16 protein-coding genes and 1 riboswitch are annotated in these 17,359 nt (G+C 41.8%); of the genes, 10 read left to right on the top strand and 6 right to left on the bottom strand.

Annotated elements, in window-relative coordinates; all coding sequences use genetic code 11:
* Positions 1–62: 62 nt before the first annotated feature.
* On the top strand, positions 63–1,361 hold the full coding sequence (locus AC0VYC_RS01920) for an arsenic transporter (RefSeq protein WP_008342056.1): 1,299 nt from the start codon (positions 63–65) through the stop codon (positions 1,359–1,361).
* 224 nt (positions 1,362–1,585) lie between these two features.
* Here AC0VYC_RS01920 and AC0VYC_RS01925 read toward each other — a convergent pair whose 3' ends face one another.
* Positions 1,586–2,263, bottom strand: a complete 678-nt coding sequence (locus tag AC0VYC_RS01925; protein ID WP_008347854.1) for an amino acid ABC transporter permease — start codon at positions 2,261–2,263, stop codon at positions 1,586–1,588.
* Between the two features lie 12 nt (positions 2,264–2,275).
* The gene (locus AC0VYC_RS01930) at positions 2,276–3,091 is read right to left on the bottom strand and encodes a transporter substrate-binding domain-containing protein (protein ID WP_370529221.1); all 816 of its coding nucleotides are present in this window, start codon (positions 3,089–3,091) and stop codon (positions 2,276–2,278) included.
* A 238-nt stretch (positions 3,092–3,329) separates the two neighbouring features.
* Here AC0VYC_RS01930 and AC0VYC_RS01935 point away from each other — a divergent pair, with 238 nt between their 5' ends.
* A complete protein-coding gene (locus AC0VYC_RS01935) occupies positions 3,330–3,659 on the top strand; it encodes a YckD family protein (protein WP_256688990.1) in 330 nt (109 codons plus the stop codon).
* 46 nt (positions 3,660–3,705) lie between these two features.
* Here AC0VYC_RS01935 and AC0VYC_RS01940 read toward each other — a convergent pair whose 3' ends face one another.
* Positions 3,706–4,470, bottom strand: a complete 765-nt coding sequence (locus AC0VYC_RS01940) for an MBL fold metallo-hydrolase (protein ID WP_475389285.1) — start codon at positions 4,468–4,470, stop codon at positions 3,706–3,708.
* Positions 4,471–4,585: 115 nt separating this feature from the next.
* On the opposite strand from AC0VYC_RS01940, the gene AC0VYC_RS01945 reads away from it, so the two are divergent.
* Positions 4,586–5,005 carry an Lrp/AsnC family transcriptional regulator gene (locus tag AC0VYC_RS01945; RefSeq protein ID WP_024718958.1) on the top strand — a complete coding sequence of 140 codons (420 nt, stop codon included), beginning with the start codon at positions 4,586–4,588 and terminating at the stop codon, positions 5,003–5,005.
* A 24-nt stretch (positions 5,006–5,029) separates the two neighbouring features.
* Positions 5,030–5,836 carry an AAC(3) family N-acetyltransferase gene (locus AC0VYC_RS01950; RefSeq protein ID WP_024718957.1) on the top strand — a complete coding sequence of 269 codons (807 nt, stop codon included), beginning with the start codon at positions 5,030–5,032 and terminating at the stop codon, positions 5,834–5,836.
* 1 nt (position 5,837) lies between these two features.
* Here AC0VYC_RS01950 and comJ read toward each other — a convergent pair whose 3' ends face one another.
* The 3 genes from comJ to AC0VYC_RS01965 all read right to left on the bottom strand — a co-directional run bounded on the left by comJ (position 5,838) and on the right by AC0VYC_RS01965 (position 8,613).
* Positions 5,838–6,224, bottom strand: coding sequence for a competence protein ComJ (gene comJ / locus AC0VYC_RS01955; RefSeq protein WP_035703161.1), 387 nt, complete (start codon positions 6,222–6,224; stop codon positions 5,838–5,840).
* Between the two features lie 136 nt (positions 6,225–6,360).
* Complete coding sequence (locus AC0VYC_RS01960; RefSeq protein WP_268432022.1) at positions 6,361–8,058, bottom strand: methyl-accepting chemotaxis protein; 1,698 nt, start codon at positions 8,056–8,058, stop codon at positions 6,361–6,363.
* A gap of 126 nt (positions 8,059–8,184) precedes the next feature.
* Positions 8,185–8,613, bottom strand: a complete 429-nt coding sequence (locus AC0VYC_RS01965) for a NucA/NucB deoxyribonuclease domain-containing protein (protein WP_047945874.1) — start codon at positions 8,611–8,613, stop codon at positions 8,185–8,187.
* Positions 8,614–8,981: 368 nt separating this feature from the next.
* Between AC0VYC_RS01965 and AC0VYC_RS01970 the strand changes: the two genes are divergently transcribed.
* The 6 genes from AC0VYC_RS01970 to AC0VYC_RS01995 are packed head-to-tail and all read left to right on the top strand — an operon-like array spanning position 8,982 to position 16,873.
* The gene (locus AC0VYC_RS01970; RefSeq protein WP_072367498.1) at positions 8,982–11,051 is read left to right on the top strand and encodes a hydantoinase/oxoprolinase family protein; all 2,070 of its coding nucleotides are present in this window, start codon (positions 8,982–8,984) and stop codon (positions 11,049–11,051) included.
* Positions 11,041–13,026 (top strand): hydantoinase B/oxoprolinase family protein, encoded by a 1,986-nt coding sequence (locus tag AC0VYC_RS01975; RefSeq protein WP_475389289.1) that lies wholly within the window; start codon positions 11,041–11,043, stop codon positions 13,024–13,026. Before AC0VYC_RS01970 ends, AC0VYC_RS01975 begins: the two co-directional genes overlap by 11 nt.
* Positions 13,023–14,108, top strand: a complete 1,086-nt coding sequence (locus AC0VYC_RS01980) for an ABC transporter substrate-binding protein (protein WP_045034596.1) — start codon at positions 13,023–13,025, stop codon at positions 14,106–14,108. Before AC0VYC_RS01975 ends, AC0VYC_RS01980 begins: the two co-directional genes overlap by 4 nt.
* Positions 14,109–14,116: 8 nt before the next feature.
* The gene (locus AC0VYC_RS01985) at positions 14,117–15,208 is read left to right on the top strand and encodes an ABC transporter ATP-binding protein (RefSeq protein ID WP_335364709.1); all 1,092 of its coding nucleotides are present in this window, start codon (positions 14,117–14,119) and stop codon (positions 15,206–15,208) included.
* Entirely contained in the window at positions 15,208–16,077 is an 870-nt protein-coding gene (locus AC0VYC_RS01990; protein ID WP_475389292.1) for an ABC transporter permease, read from the top strand. The genes AC0VYC_RS01985 and AC0VYC_RS01990 overlap by 1 nt, the downstream gene beginning before the upstream one ends.
* Positions 16,070–16,873 carry an ABC transporter permease gene (locus AC0VYC_RS01995; protein WP_008347828.1) on the top strand — a complete coding sequence of 268 codons (804 nt, stop codon included), beginning with the start codon at positions 16,070–16,072 and terminating at the stop codon, positions 16,871–16,873. Before AC0VYC_RS01990 ends, AC0VYC_RS01995 begins: the two co-directional genes overlap by 8 nt.
* Positions 16,874–17,241: 368 nt before the next feature.
* Positions 17,242–17,335, top strand: a riboswitch (cyclic di-GMP riboswitch).
* Positions 17,336–17,359: the final 24 nt, after the last annotated feature.

The following is a 17,359-nucleotide window of genomic DNA, read 5'->3' on the forward strand; positions in this document are numbered from 1 at the left end:
TTGCCTTATTTCGTTGTATGATAGATAAAGATTTTATGAGGAAAGTGAAAGGAGGGCCACCTTTGGGATCAGTCACCTTGGCCATTTTAATTTTCATCATGACCCTCGTCCTTGTCATTTGGCAGCCAGGACGTTTAACCATTGGATGGTCAGCGTGCGGGGGAGCGATTCTTGCTCTTGCTTTTGGGGTCGTTCATTTGGGCGATGTATGGGAAGTTACCCAAATTGTCTGGAACGCCACCTTTGCATTTATTGGAATTATCATCATTTCATTGATTTTAGATGAGATTGGTTTTTTTGAATGGGCGGCACTTCATATGGCAAAAGCCGCAAGAGGGAACGGGGTCCGCATGTTTATTTATTTAACATTGCTCGGCGCTGTGGTAGCAGCTTTTTTTGCCAACGATGGAGCAGCACTTATCTTAACCCCGATCGTTTTATCTGTGGTCAGAGCGCTGAAGTTGGATGAGCGTATGATCCTGCCATTTGTCATGGCAAGCGGCTTTATTGCAGATACGACGTCTTTGCCATTTGTCATTAGTAACTTGGTCAATATCGTATCAGCCGATTATTTTCATATTGGCTTTCTTGAATATACAGCAAACATGTTCGTCCCAAACCTTGTATCGCTTGGCGCTAGTATGCTTGTGCTGTATGTGTTTTATCGGAAACTCATCCCGAAAACGTACGATGTTTCGCAGGCGAAGGAACCAGCTTCGGCCATTCGTGATCTGCGCATGTTCCGGTTATCTTGGTATGTGTTAGGGTGCTTGCTTGTTGGATATTTTGCTGGGGAATTGGCAGGCATTCCGGTGTCAATCATTGTAGGAGGCATTGCCATTGCTTTCTTATGGCTGGCAAAACGGAGTCCACAAGTAGCGACAAAACGAGTCGTCAAAGAAGCACCGTGGTCGATTGTGTTTTTCTCTATCGGCATGTATGTCGTGGTGTATGGGCTGAAAAATGTCGGCCTGACAGAAATTTTAGCGGCGTGGATTGAACAGGGGGCGTCACACGGTTTACTTGCGGGAACGATGTTTATGGGGGTTCTGGCAGCAGTGCTATCTTCTGTCATGAACAACCTCCCAACCGTTTTAATTGATGCGATTGCCATCGGTCACACAGATACAGCAGGTGTGATGAGAGATGCACTGATTTATGCCAACGTCATCGGCTCAAACCTTGGTCCGAAAATGACCCCAATCGGTTCATTGGCGACATTGCTGTGGCTTCATGTCTTGAAGAAAAAAGGTGTGCATATTTCTTGGGGAGCATACATGAAAGCTGGAATCATTCTAACCATACCAACGCTGATCATCACGTTATTGGGGTTGTATGTGTGGTTATGGCTGATACATTAAAAAGCAGATCCAATGGATCTTAGCGCGTAGGCAAACCCTCGCATTCTTTGTCAGTCCTGCGTGCTGGTGCTCTCGAATGTCAAATTCGCTCCGCGCCAGTACTCGTCTTTCCTAGACTGCAAAGGTTTTCTATCACGCTGAAAAGAAGAAAAAGGGCTAAAATCAAGTTCATTTTAGCCCTTTGTCAACAATCTAAGCAGATCCAATGGATCTGCTTTTTGTTGTTATAGATATTTTGCATAGCGTTTTTCCAAAAAGTCTTGGAGCAATGAGACCACACTGCATATGCCCCAGTAAATCAAGGCAACCAATATATACATGGTCATATAATCGAATTCTCGTCCACCCACAATTTTTGCTTGCTGGAAGAGTTCGGGCACAGTAATCATTGCCGCTAGTGAGGAAGCTTTGATTAAATCAAGCATGACGTTGGTCAGGGGCGGCAGTGCAATGCGCACGGATTGAGGCAAAATGACTCCGCGCATCGTTTGCCAATAACTGAGACCAAGTGATTTGGCGGCTTCCACTTGACCACTTGGAACAGAGGAGAGAGCCGCCCGGTTAATTTCGGCAATGTATGCAGCACTATTGAAGCTGAATCCAATAATAGCAGCAGTGACAGCTGTAAATTCAATGCCGATGTAAGGGAATCCGAAATAAAGGATAAACAAAATGACCAGAATGGGAACCCCTCGCATGAATGAAATATACAGCCGTGCAGGCAGCCGAAGGAACCACGTATTTGCCATTCGAGCAAGGGCAATAAAAAAGCCTAGAATCGTACCAAAAAACATGCTCACAAAGGAAATGAGCAGCGTCAGCCAGATGCCTTTCATGACAAATGGGAATGACGCTTTTGCCAGTGCAGGATTAAAGATATATTCTAAATGAATATCTCCCACGTCTGCGGCTCCTTATTTAGAAATGTCGACATCTTCGACATCAACATCAATTTTCTTTGAGACGTCAGCATGATTAAAGAATTTCTCCGAAATCTTTTTCATGGTTCCGTCTTTTTTCATCTCTTTTAATACACGATTTAATTCTTTTTGAAGCTCTGTATTGTCTTTTTTCATCACAAACCCTTGTTCATTCGGCATGTATTTTAAGTCTGGATGGATCGTAATATTTAGCTTAGGGAATGCAGCAAGCGCCAGTGTTTGCAAGTAGTAGTCATTTAAAATGACATCTGTACGGCCGTTTGCGACATCCTTTAAATATTGCTCGTTTGTGGCATTATCATAAATGACTTCTTTTGCACCATACTTACGGGCAACATCCATATAGATGGTCGTTGCAGCACCTGCTGCTTTCTTGCCTTTTAAATCCTTTAGCGTTTTAATACCTGACAGATCATCTTTTCTAACGATAGCGGTTCCATAGGAGTATTTATAAGGTGTTGAAAAGGCGAACTTATCTTTCCTGTCATCTGTGATGTCGATATCGTTTGCAGCGGCATCCACCTGACCTGAATTAATGGCACTGAGCATACCGTCATAACCCATTTCTTTAAATTCTACTTTGACGTCAAGGCGCTTAAATGCTTCTTTGACGACTTCCACTTCATAGCCAGTCAATTGATCCTTGCCGTTCGATGTATCATGGTAAGACGTAGGATACAAGGTGCCTGAAGTAGCGACCACGATTTTCCCTTTCTTTTGAATCTGATCCCACTTTGATTCTCCGGACTGAGATGAGCCTGATTGATTGCAAGCAGACATGACAAGCATGAGAGCAGACACAACAAGCAGAACCCATATAGGTTTTCTATGATAAAAACGACTCATTTAAGAATCCTCCTCTATTTTTTATACAAAACAAAACATAGCACGCTTTTTCAGTTAGGACAACGTTTTCAGATGAAAAGCGAAAAAGTAAGAATATTATGTGCAATTTGATGCTGTGAATAATGTATAAAAAAGGAAAGAGTGTGCAAATTAAAATCGAATAAAGGAGGGAACGACAGTGATGAAAAAAACAAGTGGTTTGATCTTACTAACGATGGTGCTATTATTTGGTTTTCAGGTGAATACGGCTTATGGAGAAACACCCCAAATGGAAAAGCGCCCCGTCACGCATCAAGTAAAATTAACGACAGAGCAACAAAAACAAATTGAAGTACTTGAACAGCAAATTTTATCTAAACGAAAAGAAGTGATTGAAAAATACGTTCAGTATGGTGTGTTAACGAAGGAACAAGGCACGCACATCACAAAACGAATGGATGAACATTACAATCATTTAAAAAATAACGGGTTTGTTCCATTACTAAAAAAACCACAGCACCATCGACCATAAGTTTAAGAAAACCGGCAGCAAGGGGCCGGTTTTTATTGTTTATGTGTTAAAAGGTCAGCGTCTCACCATCTTGAGGGACAAAAATGGCCTGATCTGCATGATTCTCTTGAATGTAAGATGTTAATGCGGCTCTTGTTAATAAACAATGATTCACGGCTTCAAGGTGACAGGCGATGATTTGAGCTTGTGGTTGAGTATGGTGAATGTCTACAATCTCTTCCTTTGTCATCGTAATTGGGTCTCCCTCTAAAAATTGGGCAGCCCCACTATTGACCACAATAATATCTGGCTGGCATGTATTCACAACCTCTTTCGGCTCATCACACCAAATGGTATCTCCTGCAATATAAAGAGTAGGCTCATCAGGATGAGAGAAAACAAAACCGCTCACTTGTCCCATCCGTTTAGCGGTTTCTCCTGTCCCGTGCTGCCCGCCAGTTCGTTTCATATGAACACCGCAAACATCCATTTCATCTTCAATGCATGTAACATGCTGAAATCCAGCTTTTTTCACTATCGTGCGATCTTTCTCTGATTGAGTATAGATCGGCAAAGTTTGCGCTAACCTCTTTTTTGCCTCGTCGTCAAAGTGATCTACATGTAAATGAGTGAGCAGGACAGCATCCGGCTGTAATATCTTGTCCAAATCAATGTTTGCAGGCAGATCCACAATTGGATTGTTTACATGTTGATTGGAAGTATGTGGGAACGGTGGATAGGTTCCTTTTGCTGCTAAAAAGGGATCGATTAAAAATGTTGACGGACCATATTGAAGGTATAAAGTAGCATTACGAATGAGTGTTATTTTCATTAGAAGGCCTCCTTTTTTTCTCATTAAGTTTACAGTATATTAAAAGAGCTTCATGTGACAGAGGATCATGAAAGTCTTTCAGCGGAACGACTTGATTTTTGAAAGAGGTGAGCCAATGCTAGACAAAACAGATATGGATATATTAAAAGAACTCTCAAAGAATAGCCGATTGACGATGAAAGCACTTGGTGAAAAAGTCCATTTAACCGGTCAAGCTGCTAAAAATAGAGTTTTAAAGCTTGAAGAAGAGGGGGTTATTGAAGCCTATACCATTTCAATTAACTGGCGGACACAGCAGAACATCCAAACATTTTTACAGCTCTTTACCCGAAGTCATGATCATGAACCGCTTTTATCGTTTCTCCATCAAAAGGAAGAAATCAAAAACCTGTTTAAAATAAGTGGAGAGGGCTGTTATATGGCTGAAGGACATTTCTCCAGTCATGATGAGCTTGATCAATTTTTAACGGAGCTAACAAAGCATGCAAATTATAAATTGTCTATCGCTGTGAAACGTCTCACTCATCAAGAATAGATGAGACGCAGGAGGAAATAACCGATGAAAAGATTAATTGAACATCAGGCTGAACCGATCACAAAGGAAAGAATCAAAGCGGATTTGGTTCAACTTGGTGTAAGGAAGGGCATGATCTTATGTGTCCACTCATCCTTGTCATCTATTGGCTGGGTGAATGGAGGAGCTATAGCCGTTATACAAGCTATGATGGATATTTTAACAGATGAAGGAACACTGATTATGCCGGCACAAACATTAGAGCTGTCGGATCCTGCTGATTGGATCAATCCGCCTGTTCCTTATTCTTGGTGGAAACCGATCAAAGACACGATGCCTGCATTTGATCCGGCTTACACAGCTCCAACAGCAATGGGAAAGGTAGCGGAGACCTTTTGGAAATACCCAGGCGTAGAAAGAAGCAATCATCCTCATTTCTCATTCACCGCCTGGGGGAAAAGGAAAGATGAAGTGTTGAAACACCATGCGCTTCCTTATGGTTTAGGAGAAAATTCACCTCTTGGACGTATGTACGATCTTGATGCAAAAGTGCTGCTAATTGGCACGTCATTCGAGAGTGTGACAGCTTTTCACTTAGCTGAATATCGAATCTCACAGCAAGACCTCATGACACGAGGGGCCCCCATTTTAGAGAATGGTTGGAGGGTGTGGAAAGAGTATCAAGATATCATCACAAGAGAAGAATTATTTGAACAGATTGGTCGTGATTTCTTACAATCAGGATGTAGTTATAACCACAGTCAAATCGGGCTAGCCAATTCGTATTTATTGCCGATGAGAGAATCGGTCGATTTTGCGGAAAAATGGCTTGAACAGTACGACCAGGCGTGATCTAAGCAGTCTGAAAATCAAAATAATAGAGATCTTGATCAGGGTGCTCAGATATATAGCAGGTGAGCTGATAGTCTCCTTTTGGAATGGAGAAAGACAGTATCTGTGCCATGACGCTTGTCAGATAAACATGATCACTTGAATGAGTAAATGGCACTGTGATGACTCTATCAACGGATGATGGAGGCTCATGGCTGTTTAATGTCACGATAATAGAAGCCTTTCCGTTATTGATGCCTTCAAAAGAAATACCTCGATCCCCAGTTGCGAATCCTTGAAGAATATCGTCATCTGTCCAATCAATCACAGGTGGCGTCGTGCTTCCAGTGTATACGGTGATTTGGTGATAGGAGATAGATAGGGGATACGTTTGATTTAAATCATTCATATAGATAACTCCTTTATTCATAAGATTTGTCCAGCTGGCGATCATGTTGAAAAGTGAATGTTTGAAAGTAAGATAATTGAAGAGAATGTTAGGCAGCAAGACGATTGTCGCCGTCTTGCGCTACTGTATGAGGGATCTAGATGTGAAATTGCGAAACCATTTCTTTTAGGTCTCCTGCTAAATGGGCGAGAGCCTCTGATGAAGCTGTTACTTCTTCCATTGCTGCAAATTGTTCTTCTGTTAAACCTGCTACTTGTTGTGAATGTTCACTCGTCAGTTTAACGCCTTCTGTGATAGAGGCAAAGGTTTGCTTCGCATCATTTGTATAAGCTGCGATTTTTTGGGATGCATCTGATAAATGTTTAATGCCTTCTGCCATTTCCTTCATTGACTGCTGAATGTCAATAAATGAATCCTCTGTATGAGAAATAAGAACAGCCCCTTGAGCCGCTTCCTCTCGTACTCGTTTAATGGCACTCGTCGAATGATTCATCTCTTTTTGTATTTCGGAAATGAGATGTGAAATCATGTTGGATGATGTTTGCGATTCTTCTGCGAGCTTCCTCACTTCGTCTGCCACAACGGCAAAACCTTTTCCATGTTCACCTGCGCGTGCTGCCTCAATGGCCGCATTAAGAGCAAGTAGATTTGTTTGGTTAGCGATATCTGTAATCACTTTGGAAATTTGATCAATCTCGGCTGAACGTGTTTCTAGCGCTTGAATTGCTGTGCCGTTCTCTTCAATTGATTTTGCAATAGATGTCATTTGTGAATTGACTTCACCGATATTTTGTACACCTTTTTGGGCCATTTCTTGTGCGGACTGGCTTCTTGTTGCCATTTGTCCCGCATTTTCAGTGATGTTTACCAGCTCGTTAGATACTTGTCTCATCGTGTGCTCACTAGCTGTCATTTGGGACGATTGCTGTTCAGACGATTGAGCGACTTCTTGAATGGTATGGGTAATTTTTTCTGATGCTGCACTCGTTTCTTCTGCGCTAGCTGACAGCTCCTCAGAAGAGGTGGCTACTAATTCAGATGTTTTGATCACATTTAAAATGGTTTGATTTAATTTCTCACGCATCTTATTAAAGTGACCTGCCAGCTCAGAAAGTTCATCGCCTGTGTGATCTGTCACGTTGATGGTTAAATTTCCTTCGCCCGCACTCTTAATAGCAGATGCCATATGTTTGAGACGTGTCTGAATCCGCTTTGTGAAAATAGAAATAATGATAACAGAAACAATTAAACTTAACAGTAGGACCGTGACAAATTGAATAAAGAAAGACTGAAGCATTTGTGAAATCATGCTTTGATTTGCACCGGTATAGAAAATACCAATCGTTTCCCCTGTATCATTTTTGATGGGCATATAAGCCGTTTGGTAGTCTTTCCCGGCAACATTGGCTGTTCCGTAATAATTCTCGCCTTTATCCAAAACAGCGGCCTTTACTTCAGGTGAGACTTCGGTTCCTACAGCTCGTTTCCCGTTTAACATGACATTTGTGGCAACACGGGTATTTCCTTGGAAGATCGTGATTGTATCACCAGTATATTCGGCTAATTGATCAACCAATGTGTCATGGTTATTGATTTGAGTCTTTCCTTTGTAAAGCTTGCCATCTTTTATCTGCCACGAGCCAGCAACCTTTTCAGTTAGGTAAGCGTATCCTAGCTTTAGATCGCCTTTTGCTTTTTCGGTGGCCATTTGCTTAATGTTCTCTGTCATTTCGCGGTTCACTACATAACCAACCACTGCTGAAAATACGATGAGGACACTTAAAAAGATCAGCATTATTTTGGCGCCAAGCCTCAGTTTTCCTTTTTTCTTCATGCTTTTTACTCCTTTAGGTATAAGGTAGGGTATCCCTCCTTAAAGATTATCGGCATGAAAAAAATGTTTGATATACGTGAATGCACTTACACAGAAATTTTTGTTGTGAAAAAAGGAAAGATCGTGCTACTCGATAATAAATTGGATTCTTGTGCCATCAGGATCATCTGATAATTGATGACTTACCCAAGAGCCTGCACCCCTATTATCTGAAGGACGTACATATTTGACAGAAGCCCCTGCTCCACCTTCTTTACACATCGCCATTGGCCATTCATCACGATCATAACCACGCTTTGTTGGAATGCCATGAAGTGATTTGTCTCTTTGCTCATCACTATTTTTTCGATCAATGGTGCAAATGGAAGAATGACCTTCGTCAATAGCTTCTTCTATGTGTTTTGCGGTTTCTGGATATCGATCTGATGGAAAGTGAATGGTTTTGTCATAAGAAGAGTTTGTCGTCTCTTGTTTATGTTGCTCTAGTTGGACATAGCCTGTTGCTACACCAATGACAATCAATAAAAGCAAGAGAATGGTTTTAAGAAGTTTCATAGATGCTAGCTCTCTTTCTCTTTAGCGTATTTTGTAAACAGAAGTATAGCAGAATTACTTACCAATTTCTCCTCGTTTTGAAAAAACGTCTTTTAAAGTTCGAAAAACGTTTTTTACCTGTTTATGCTCTTTTCCTATTTGAACAAAAATCACAAAAATTTTAATTTTGCTGCTCATATTACAATTCTGCTTATGTAAAATGGCTTTATCACAGGTTTTTAGGCTAATTTCAAGATTTTAACACACAGAAATTTCAAAAAAATAAAATTGACTAGACCGATATGCTTTAATAATATGGAGTCAAATATCAAAAAATGTCGTAATTTATCAAAATATGATTCCATTTACATGACAGGAGGGAAGTACAAATGGCGGATGTCTCTTATCGGCTCGGAATAGACATAGGTGGAACATTTACTGATTTATCGCTGATGAATGAAGCAACAGGGGAGCTGACTGAACTCAAGACACCTACAGTGACAGATGACCCAGCTCAAGGAATTATCAATGGGCTAAAACTTCTAAAAGAAAGAGGTGTCGATTTATCCAAAATCCAATATCTCGTACACGGCATGACAATCGGTCTTAATACATTATTGCAGAGAAAGGGAGCAGATTTAGCCCTTTTTGTAACGGAAGGTTTTCAAGACATTTTGTCATTACAGCGTTTACGTCTACCCATTCCTTATGACTTCAATTCTCAATTGCCAGAACCATTGATACCACGAAAACATGTATATCCAATCTCTGAAAGGCTCATACACGATGGTTCGATCAAAAAACCTCTCCAACTGCAGCAACTAGATGATGCTGTCCAGCAGGTCATCTCTAAAAAACTAGCAGGCATTGTCATTTCTTTTTTACATAGCTATCAAAATCCAGTTCATGAATTACAGGCAAAAGCCTATATTCATCATCATTACCCACAGTTAGAAGTCCTGACATCATCAGAATTATGGCCACAAATGAGAGAATATGAGCGGACAGTGATGTCTGTTGTCAATTTGTACATTCAACCAAAGGTGAAACAATATTTACAAACGTTGAAAAACCGCTTGAAAGAAGAAGGTGTACCAATTTCTCCATACATTACCCAATCAAATGGTGGTTTAATGGATGCAGAAAGCGCAGCCACTTCACCCGTTAAAACACTTTTTTCTGGCCCGGCAGCTGGTGTAATTGGTGCGGCAAGAATTGCAACATCTGCAAATGAACCCAATTTAATTACGTTTGATGTTGGTGGCACAAGTGCAGATATCTCGATCATTCAAAATGGGCAGCCTACAATGGCTCAGTCGAATCAGCTTTCAGGATTTCCGATCATTCTTCCATCTGTTGCGATGTATTCGATAGGGGCTGGCGGAGGTTCTGTCGCATGGCTTGATCAAGGCGGGCTTCTTAAAGCAGGACCGGAATCAGTTGGCTCGCAGCCTGGACCGGCTTCGTATGGAAAGGGAAAAAAAGCTGCTTTAACCGATGCATTTCTCATATGCGGTTACCTCAATCAAGATCGGTTTGCCGGAGGACATTTACAATTGCAGCGGTCTGCAGCGGAAATAGCCTTTCAGCCAATTGCTGATCAGCTTCATAAAACGGTCGAACAGGCGGCTGACCAGTTGATTCAAGTGGCTGTTGCCAATATGTACACAGAACTAAGCAATGTCATGGAGCAGCAAGGGTTTGATCCTAGAGATTTTAGTTTGCTAGCATTTGGCGGGGCAGGGCCTGTTGTCGCGAATTTCCTTGCGAGAGAAATTCATGCGAAAAATGTGGTCGTCCCTCCAAGTCCAGGGACATTATGTGCGCTAGGTGCACTTACAGCCGATTTTATCCATGATGCTGTGTTGTCTAAGAAAATATGCTTACAAGACTATACGATGGACGAATTAAAACAAGATTATGAAATGCTTTCTCGCAAAGCAACGGATTGGTTCAGCCAGCAAAACATTCAACATATCAAACAAACGTCCATTTTGTTATTAGCAGATGCCCGCTATCAAGGACAGGCATTTGAGATTGAATTGCCATTATCTGTGGATTGGCTAAAGCAGGAACAAGACGTCTATCATCTGATTGAAGCTTTCCACAGCCTGCATGAGCGTCAATATGGCCATAGAGATGATCAGGCGAACATTGAATTTACTCATTTGCGAGTTCGGGTTATAGGTGAAACGCCTCCACTGCCTATCTCTTCTGTTGATGAAAGCAGCGGACAGCCTTTAATACCACAATCATACAGACGAATCTTTATAGAAGAAAAAGAGTACGAAGCATCTGTTTACAATCGGAGTACTTTGTCATTAGGTGCTGTTGTGAATGGACCTGCCGTCATTGAGCAAGATGATACGACAACATTGATTTTGCCAAACTGGGCAGGCAGCATAGACCATTCAGGAAACTTGGTGATTTCAAGGGAGGCGGCTTTACATGGGAACTGATCCAGCAAAGCTTGAGATGATGAGGAGTTATTTTAATGCGATTGCATCAGGCATGGGACATGTCATTGAGCGGACATCCTTTACAACATTCGTAAAAGAATCGGCGGATTTTGCCACAGCATTAGCCACGCCTTCTGGAGATTTCTTTGTTTACCCAAAAACAGTCGGTGTCACGATCTTTTTAGGGCTGAGTCTCAAAAAAGCGATTGAAGAAAGCGGACCGATGCAGCCGGGTGACATTATCATCACAAATGATCCTTATACGACAGACGGTTTAGCGACTCATTTGCCAGATGTTCATATCATCAAACCCATTTTTATAGCAGATGAAATTGTCAGCTATGCCTGGTCTTTTGTTCATGTAAGTGATGTGGGAGGTCTTGTCCCTTCAAGCATTTCTCCAACTGCAACAGATGTTCATCAGGAAGGATTAAGAATTCCGCCAGTGAAAATCTATGAAGGTGGAAAAGAAAATCAGGTTGTTCGTACCTTTTTAAGAGCTAATAGCCGGGCGAGTCATTTAAATGATGGCGATATTAATGCGATGATTGCCGCTGTTAATACAGCAGAAATCAGACTAAAAGAAATGATCGAGAAATTTGGAAAAAACGAAGTGAAGCAAGGAATGATTGATCTGCTGAAGCAAGCAGAGGATCGCGCCGGAAAAGTAATTGAAGCCATCCCTGATGGAACGAGTGAATTCGCTGATTACTTGGATGATGATATGATTTCGGATGTGCCGATCCGATTAAAGATCAAGCTGACGGTCAAAGGGAAACAGCTGACACTGGACTTCTCTGAGTGTGACCCGCAAGTTAAGACAGCTTTTAATCTTGTCACCAATGGTCAAAAGCACTCCTTCTTATATCAAGGATTGATTAATTACATCATTAGTAAAGATCCTTTTATTCCGATTAATGGTGGGATTACGTATCCGATAGACGTGATTTCACCTAAAGGAACGCTTGTCCATCCAGAATATCCGGCTTCTGTCGGTATTCGGCATTCCATTACAATGAGACTGTATAATGTCGTGCTAGGTGCTATTGGTAAGCTGTTGCCTGAAGCAGTGCCGGCGGCAGGTGCAGGTCAATCCGCTATCGTCGTTCTCTCTGTTCCTGATGATCAAACAGGAGGCAGAAAAATGTCTGTGGTCGAACCGTTAGGCGGAGGCGGGGGTGCTCAAAAAGGGACTGATGGAGTCGATGGAATTGATCATTCGTCAGGCTTTTTAAAAAATACACCTATCGAGAGCTTGGAACAGCATATTGATATTCATGTACACCGATATGAACTGTTGCCGAACACAGGTGGAGCAGGGGAACATAGAGGGGGACATGCGATTGGTTTAGAATTTGAAATGATCAAGCCAGAATCGATGGTGACGGCACGAGGAATGGAACGAATGAAGTTTCAACCTTGGGGGTTAATGGGCGGCCGAGCAGGAGCAATTGGTGAGGTGAAATTGACCAAACCAAATGGGGATACACAAAACCAGCCGAAAATTGATGTCATGCGTCTTGAAAAAGGCGATATTGTTCAATTGATTTCACCAAGTGGAGGAGGATGGGGGAATCCATTTGCTAGAACGAAAGAAAAAGTCCTTCATGAAGTGGAAGCAGGGCTATTAAGTGAAGAAAGAGCACTTCAGCAATATGGCGTCAAAGTCTATCGAGACCATAATGAATGGAAAATTGATGACGAACAGACGAGCAGGCTTCGTGAAAAGATGAATGATGCTGATGCTGTCGCTTGGGATTTTGGAGAGCAAAGAGCAGCTTATGAGAAAGTGTGGACGGACGAAGCCAGCAGTGAGCTTGCTGTGCAGCTTCGTTCATACCCAGCAAATGAGCGTACGCACTATAAACATGCGGTTCATTCTCATTTTAGTCATAGACAGGAACCGTTAACAAAGATGGATATTATTCAAGCACTTCGTCAGTTGAATCAACAAAAAGGGGGAAATGAATCATGAAAAGAAGAGTAATCGCCATATTTGCAGGTGTCCTATCCGTCATGTTACTGCTGTCTGCATGCGGTGGAAATGGGCAGGACCAAAGTAAACAGCAGCAGACTGTGATCGTTGGTGTCTACGGAGGAGATTGGGAAAAGAATATTAAGCCAATCCTCGAAAAGTTTGAAAAGGATACAGGCATTAAGGTACAAACGGTCTCTGGGGCAGATTCTGAATGGTTTACAAAATTAAAAGCATCTAATGGTAAAAATCCACCGTATGATTTGCTTATTTTACAGCCTGATACGATTCAAAGAGGTATTGCGGCAAACGTTCTTGCGCCTATTGATGAAGATCAAGCGCCAAATGTGAAAAAGCTTTATCGTTCTGTTCAAAAGAAACTCACTGTTGATGGAAAACAATATGCAGCAGGCTTTAGTATGGGACAGCTTGGAATTGCTTATAGAAAAGATCTTGTCAAACAGGAGCCAAACAGCTGGACAGATTTATGGAGCGATCAACTGAAAGGGAAAGTGGCGATTTCTTCCCCAACTTATTCAGCGGGCTTACAATTTTTCTCTGCACTTGTCCATGCTCAAGGAGGGACAGAATCAAATCCTAAGGATATTGATAAAGCATTTAAAAGCCTCGCACAATTAAAAGGGCGTGTAGCTGCTTTTCCTGATAACCCAGGGTCTATTCAAACGCTGTTAGAACGTGGTGACGTGACGGCAGTTCCATATTGGGATGGCCGATCATTTGCACTTGAAGAAGAAGGGATGGATATTGGATTCTCATATCCGAAAGAAGGCGCTGTGGCAGCAGTTGCGAGCTGGGCGTTAACAAAGGGAAGTCAGCATGAGGAAGCGGCTTATAAGCTATTAAACTACCTTAGCGGGAAAGAAGCTCAAGAAGCCTTCTCAGAAAAATCTTACTATGGCATGTCGAATTCTGATGTGAAATACGGAGACAAAATTAAAGGGAAAGTGAAAGTTGGCGAAAATTATTATAGCAAGCTGACTTGGGTAGATTACGAAACAGCGACTTCAGAGCTCGGTCAATGGACAAATCGATGGAATGAAGTACTAGGCGGAGGAAAATAGGTGATCGCATGAGTGGAATCAATTTGGAACATATCAGCCAGCATTTTGGCGAGCAGATTGCTCTTGATGATGTCAGTCTTACGGTAAAAGAGGGGGAATTTTTCTCCCTTCTTGGCCCTAGTGGCTGCGGAAAATCAACTTTACTCAATATCATTGGTGGTTTTTTAGAACCAACAAAAGGAGTCGTCTATATTGGTGATCAGGATGTGACGACTTTACCTCCTTATCAAAGGAAAACGGGGATGGTCTTTCAAAGTTATGCACTTTTCCCACATCTCACCGTATTTGATAATGTTGCATATGGGTTGAAGGTTCAAAAGAAAAAGAAGGCGGAAATCAAGCAAAAGGTGATGGAGAGCTTGTCTCTTGTGCAATTAGAGTCATTTGCCAAACGTATGCCGCACCAATTAAGTGGTGGTCAGCAGCAACGGGTCGCAATTGCACGGGCACTTGCTATCCAGCCGGCTGTTCTCCTTCTTGATGAACCACTCAGTAATCTAGATGCAAAGCTAAGAAAAAATATGCAGACGGAGCTGCGAAATATTCAACGGAATGTCGGAATTACGACTATTCTTGTGACGCATGATCAGGAGGAAGCCTTAAGCCTTTCCGACCGAATTGGGATATTAGGTGAGGGGAAAATTCAGCAGATTGGGACACCTTTAGAAGTATATCGTCAGCCAAATAATCGTTTTGTTGCTGAATTTATCGGACAGGTCAATCTATTTGAAGTGGAGTATGATGAAGTTACTTCCACATACACTGTTCCACATTTCACTCAATCAAACGGGAAGCAAGTTCAGCTAAAAGCTGCCGCATTTAAAGAGAAGAGCGAGAAGCATTTACTCATGCTGCGTCCCGAGAGAATCAAGTTATCTTCTGGCGGGGAGGAAGTTCAGCCAAATCATGTCACAGGAATGTTGGCAGATGTCAGTTATATTGGGCACTCTTTACGTTTGGTCGTTGGGCTTGATCAAGGTGAAATCATTGTCCATGCATCAGACGCAGCATTTCCCGAGCTGCCTCGAGTTGGAGAAACTGTGCAGATTCATTGGCAGCCTGAAGATATTGTTTTCTTAGATTCGAAGGTGCATGTGTGATGCGAATCAAAAAAAAGAATCAGCGCTTTCATTGGTTTATGCTGCTGCCAGCTTGTTTGTTTCTAGTTGTATTCCTTCTTGCTCCGCTTGTGATGATGTTTGTCCTCAGTTTTCGTGATGTGGATTCGATGATGAATACGTTACAATCCTATAGTTTGTCTCAATATTTACATGTATTTACGACAGATGCATATGTGAAAGCAATTGGAAGTACTGTGTGGGTGGCCTTACAGACAACGGTGATTTGTTTATTGATGGCATATCCTGCAGCTTATGTGCTAGTGAAAGCACGTCATCCAAGATTGCGGGCTTTTTTCTATATCTTACTTGTATCGCCGCTTTTGACGAGTGTCGTCATTCGGACATTTGCATGGATCGTTCTTCTTTCGCAAAATGGCTTGATCAATGGCATGCTGATCGATTTACATCTGATTGAGAAACCGCTATCGATGCTGTGGAATATGAATGCGGTCATTATTGCTTATGTTCAAGTGATGCTCCCTTTTGCAGTGCTGCCTATTGCAACGAGCTTAACTGATATGGACCGTCACTTAAGACCGGCTTCTATGAGTCTTGGTGCTGGGCGTATACGGACATTTTTTCATGTGACCTTGCCGCTTACGATTCCAGGCATGATCACCGGAGCAATTATTGTCTTCTCACTTGCAGCAGGAAGTTATATTACTCCTCTGCTAGTCGGCGGACGGATGCAGCCGCTCTTGCCACTGTCCATTTATCAGCAGGTCATGCAGGTGTATAATTTGCCTCTTGCCGCTGCGATGTCCTTTACTTTATTGATTTGTGTGCTAGCGGTCGTCAGTCTATTAAGCTATCTATTGAAGCGATGGGAGGCGAGGATGCATGCGTAAAAAATCAATAAGTGACCGTTTGCTTTCGGTTCTGATATGGACCGCAGGCTCACTCGTTTATCTCTTTTTAACCGTACCTGTTCTTGTCATTGTTCTTTCTGCTTTTAGCCCGAATGCCTTTCCTGAATTCCCGCCGACTTCATTTTCCGTTCGTTGGTTTCATGAGGTCGTGTCGAATCCAGAATGGATGGAATCTTTGCGTATCAGCGTGATTCTGTTATTGATTGTGACGCCGCTTACTGTTCTTTTAGGAACGATGGCTTCTTATGCTTTAGCAAGGCTTTCCTTTAAGGGAAAGGAAGCTGTTCAAGCCTTTATTTTGTCACCTCTTATGATTCCTCAGGTGGTATTAGGGATTGCGATGCTGTATTTGTTTACGGCTATGGGTTTTACAGGGTCTTTGTGGGCATTAGTCATTGGGCATGTCATCATTGGTTTTCCTTATGTGGTACGAACCGTGGGTGTCAGTGTTTCAAATCTTGATCCACGTCTTGAGCTAGCTTCCATGAATCTTGGTGCAGGGCCCATACGTACTTTCTTTCGTGTGACACTGCCCTTGATCAAGCCGGGCATTATCGCAGGTGGAGTGTTTTCTGCTGTGACATCATTTGGTGAAATCTCGATTAGTTTGTTCGTTTCTTCACCTCAAACCATTACGATTCCCGTGAGGACGTTTAATTACATTGAGCAAACTTTTGATCCGAGTGTCAATGCGATATCTGTCATATTTATTATCATTTCTATCATTGCGTTGCTCATTATTGAGAAAACGATTGGTCTGTCTAAGGTGATGTAAATATAATGAAGAAACAAGGAGCTGTCATTTGAAATGACAGCTCTTTTTGTATTGTTTTTTATGGTAAAAATATTCAAAGTTTTAGGGAATATAGTTCTTAAGATTTAAGAAAATGCGAAGCGTGATAGGAGACCTCTCTCCTACATTTTCGGTCATATTTGCAAAATTTAAGGAAAAACATGAAATTTTTGCGGTAATTGGTCATTTATTTTCGGTGGAACGCAACTATTATTAGTTATTTTCGGTAAATATCGTAAATTATGATGTGATCCCTTCGGCATAACGCATGAATCTTTACACCCATTTTTCGGTGAAAAAAACAATAATTTCATATAAAGTGGACGTAAATAGAAAATATCTAAAAGAAAAGAAGAAAAAGGCAAATCTATGGAAACATAGAGACGCAAAGCCATGTCCTAAGGTAAAAGTTTCTTTTTTTACTATGGTCGGCAGGTTACCGAATCAAAATGGGAGTCCCTCCGTTTT

It is taken from the genome of Bacillus sp. iso_77 (assembly GCF_056173625.1).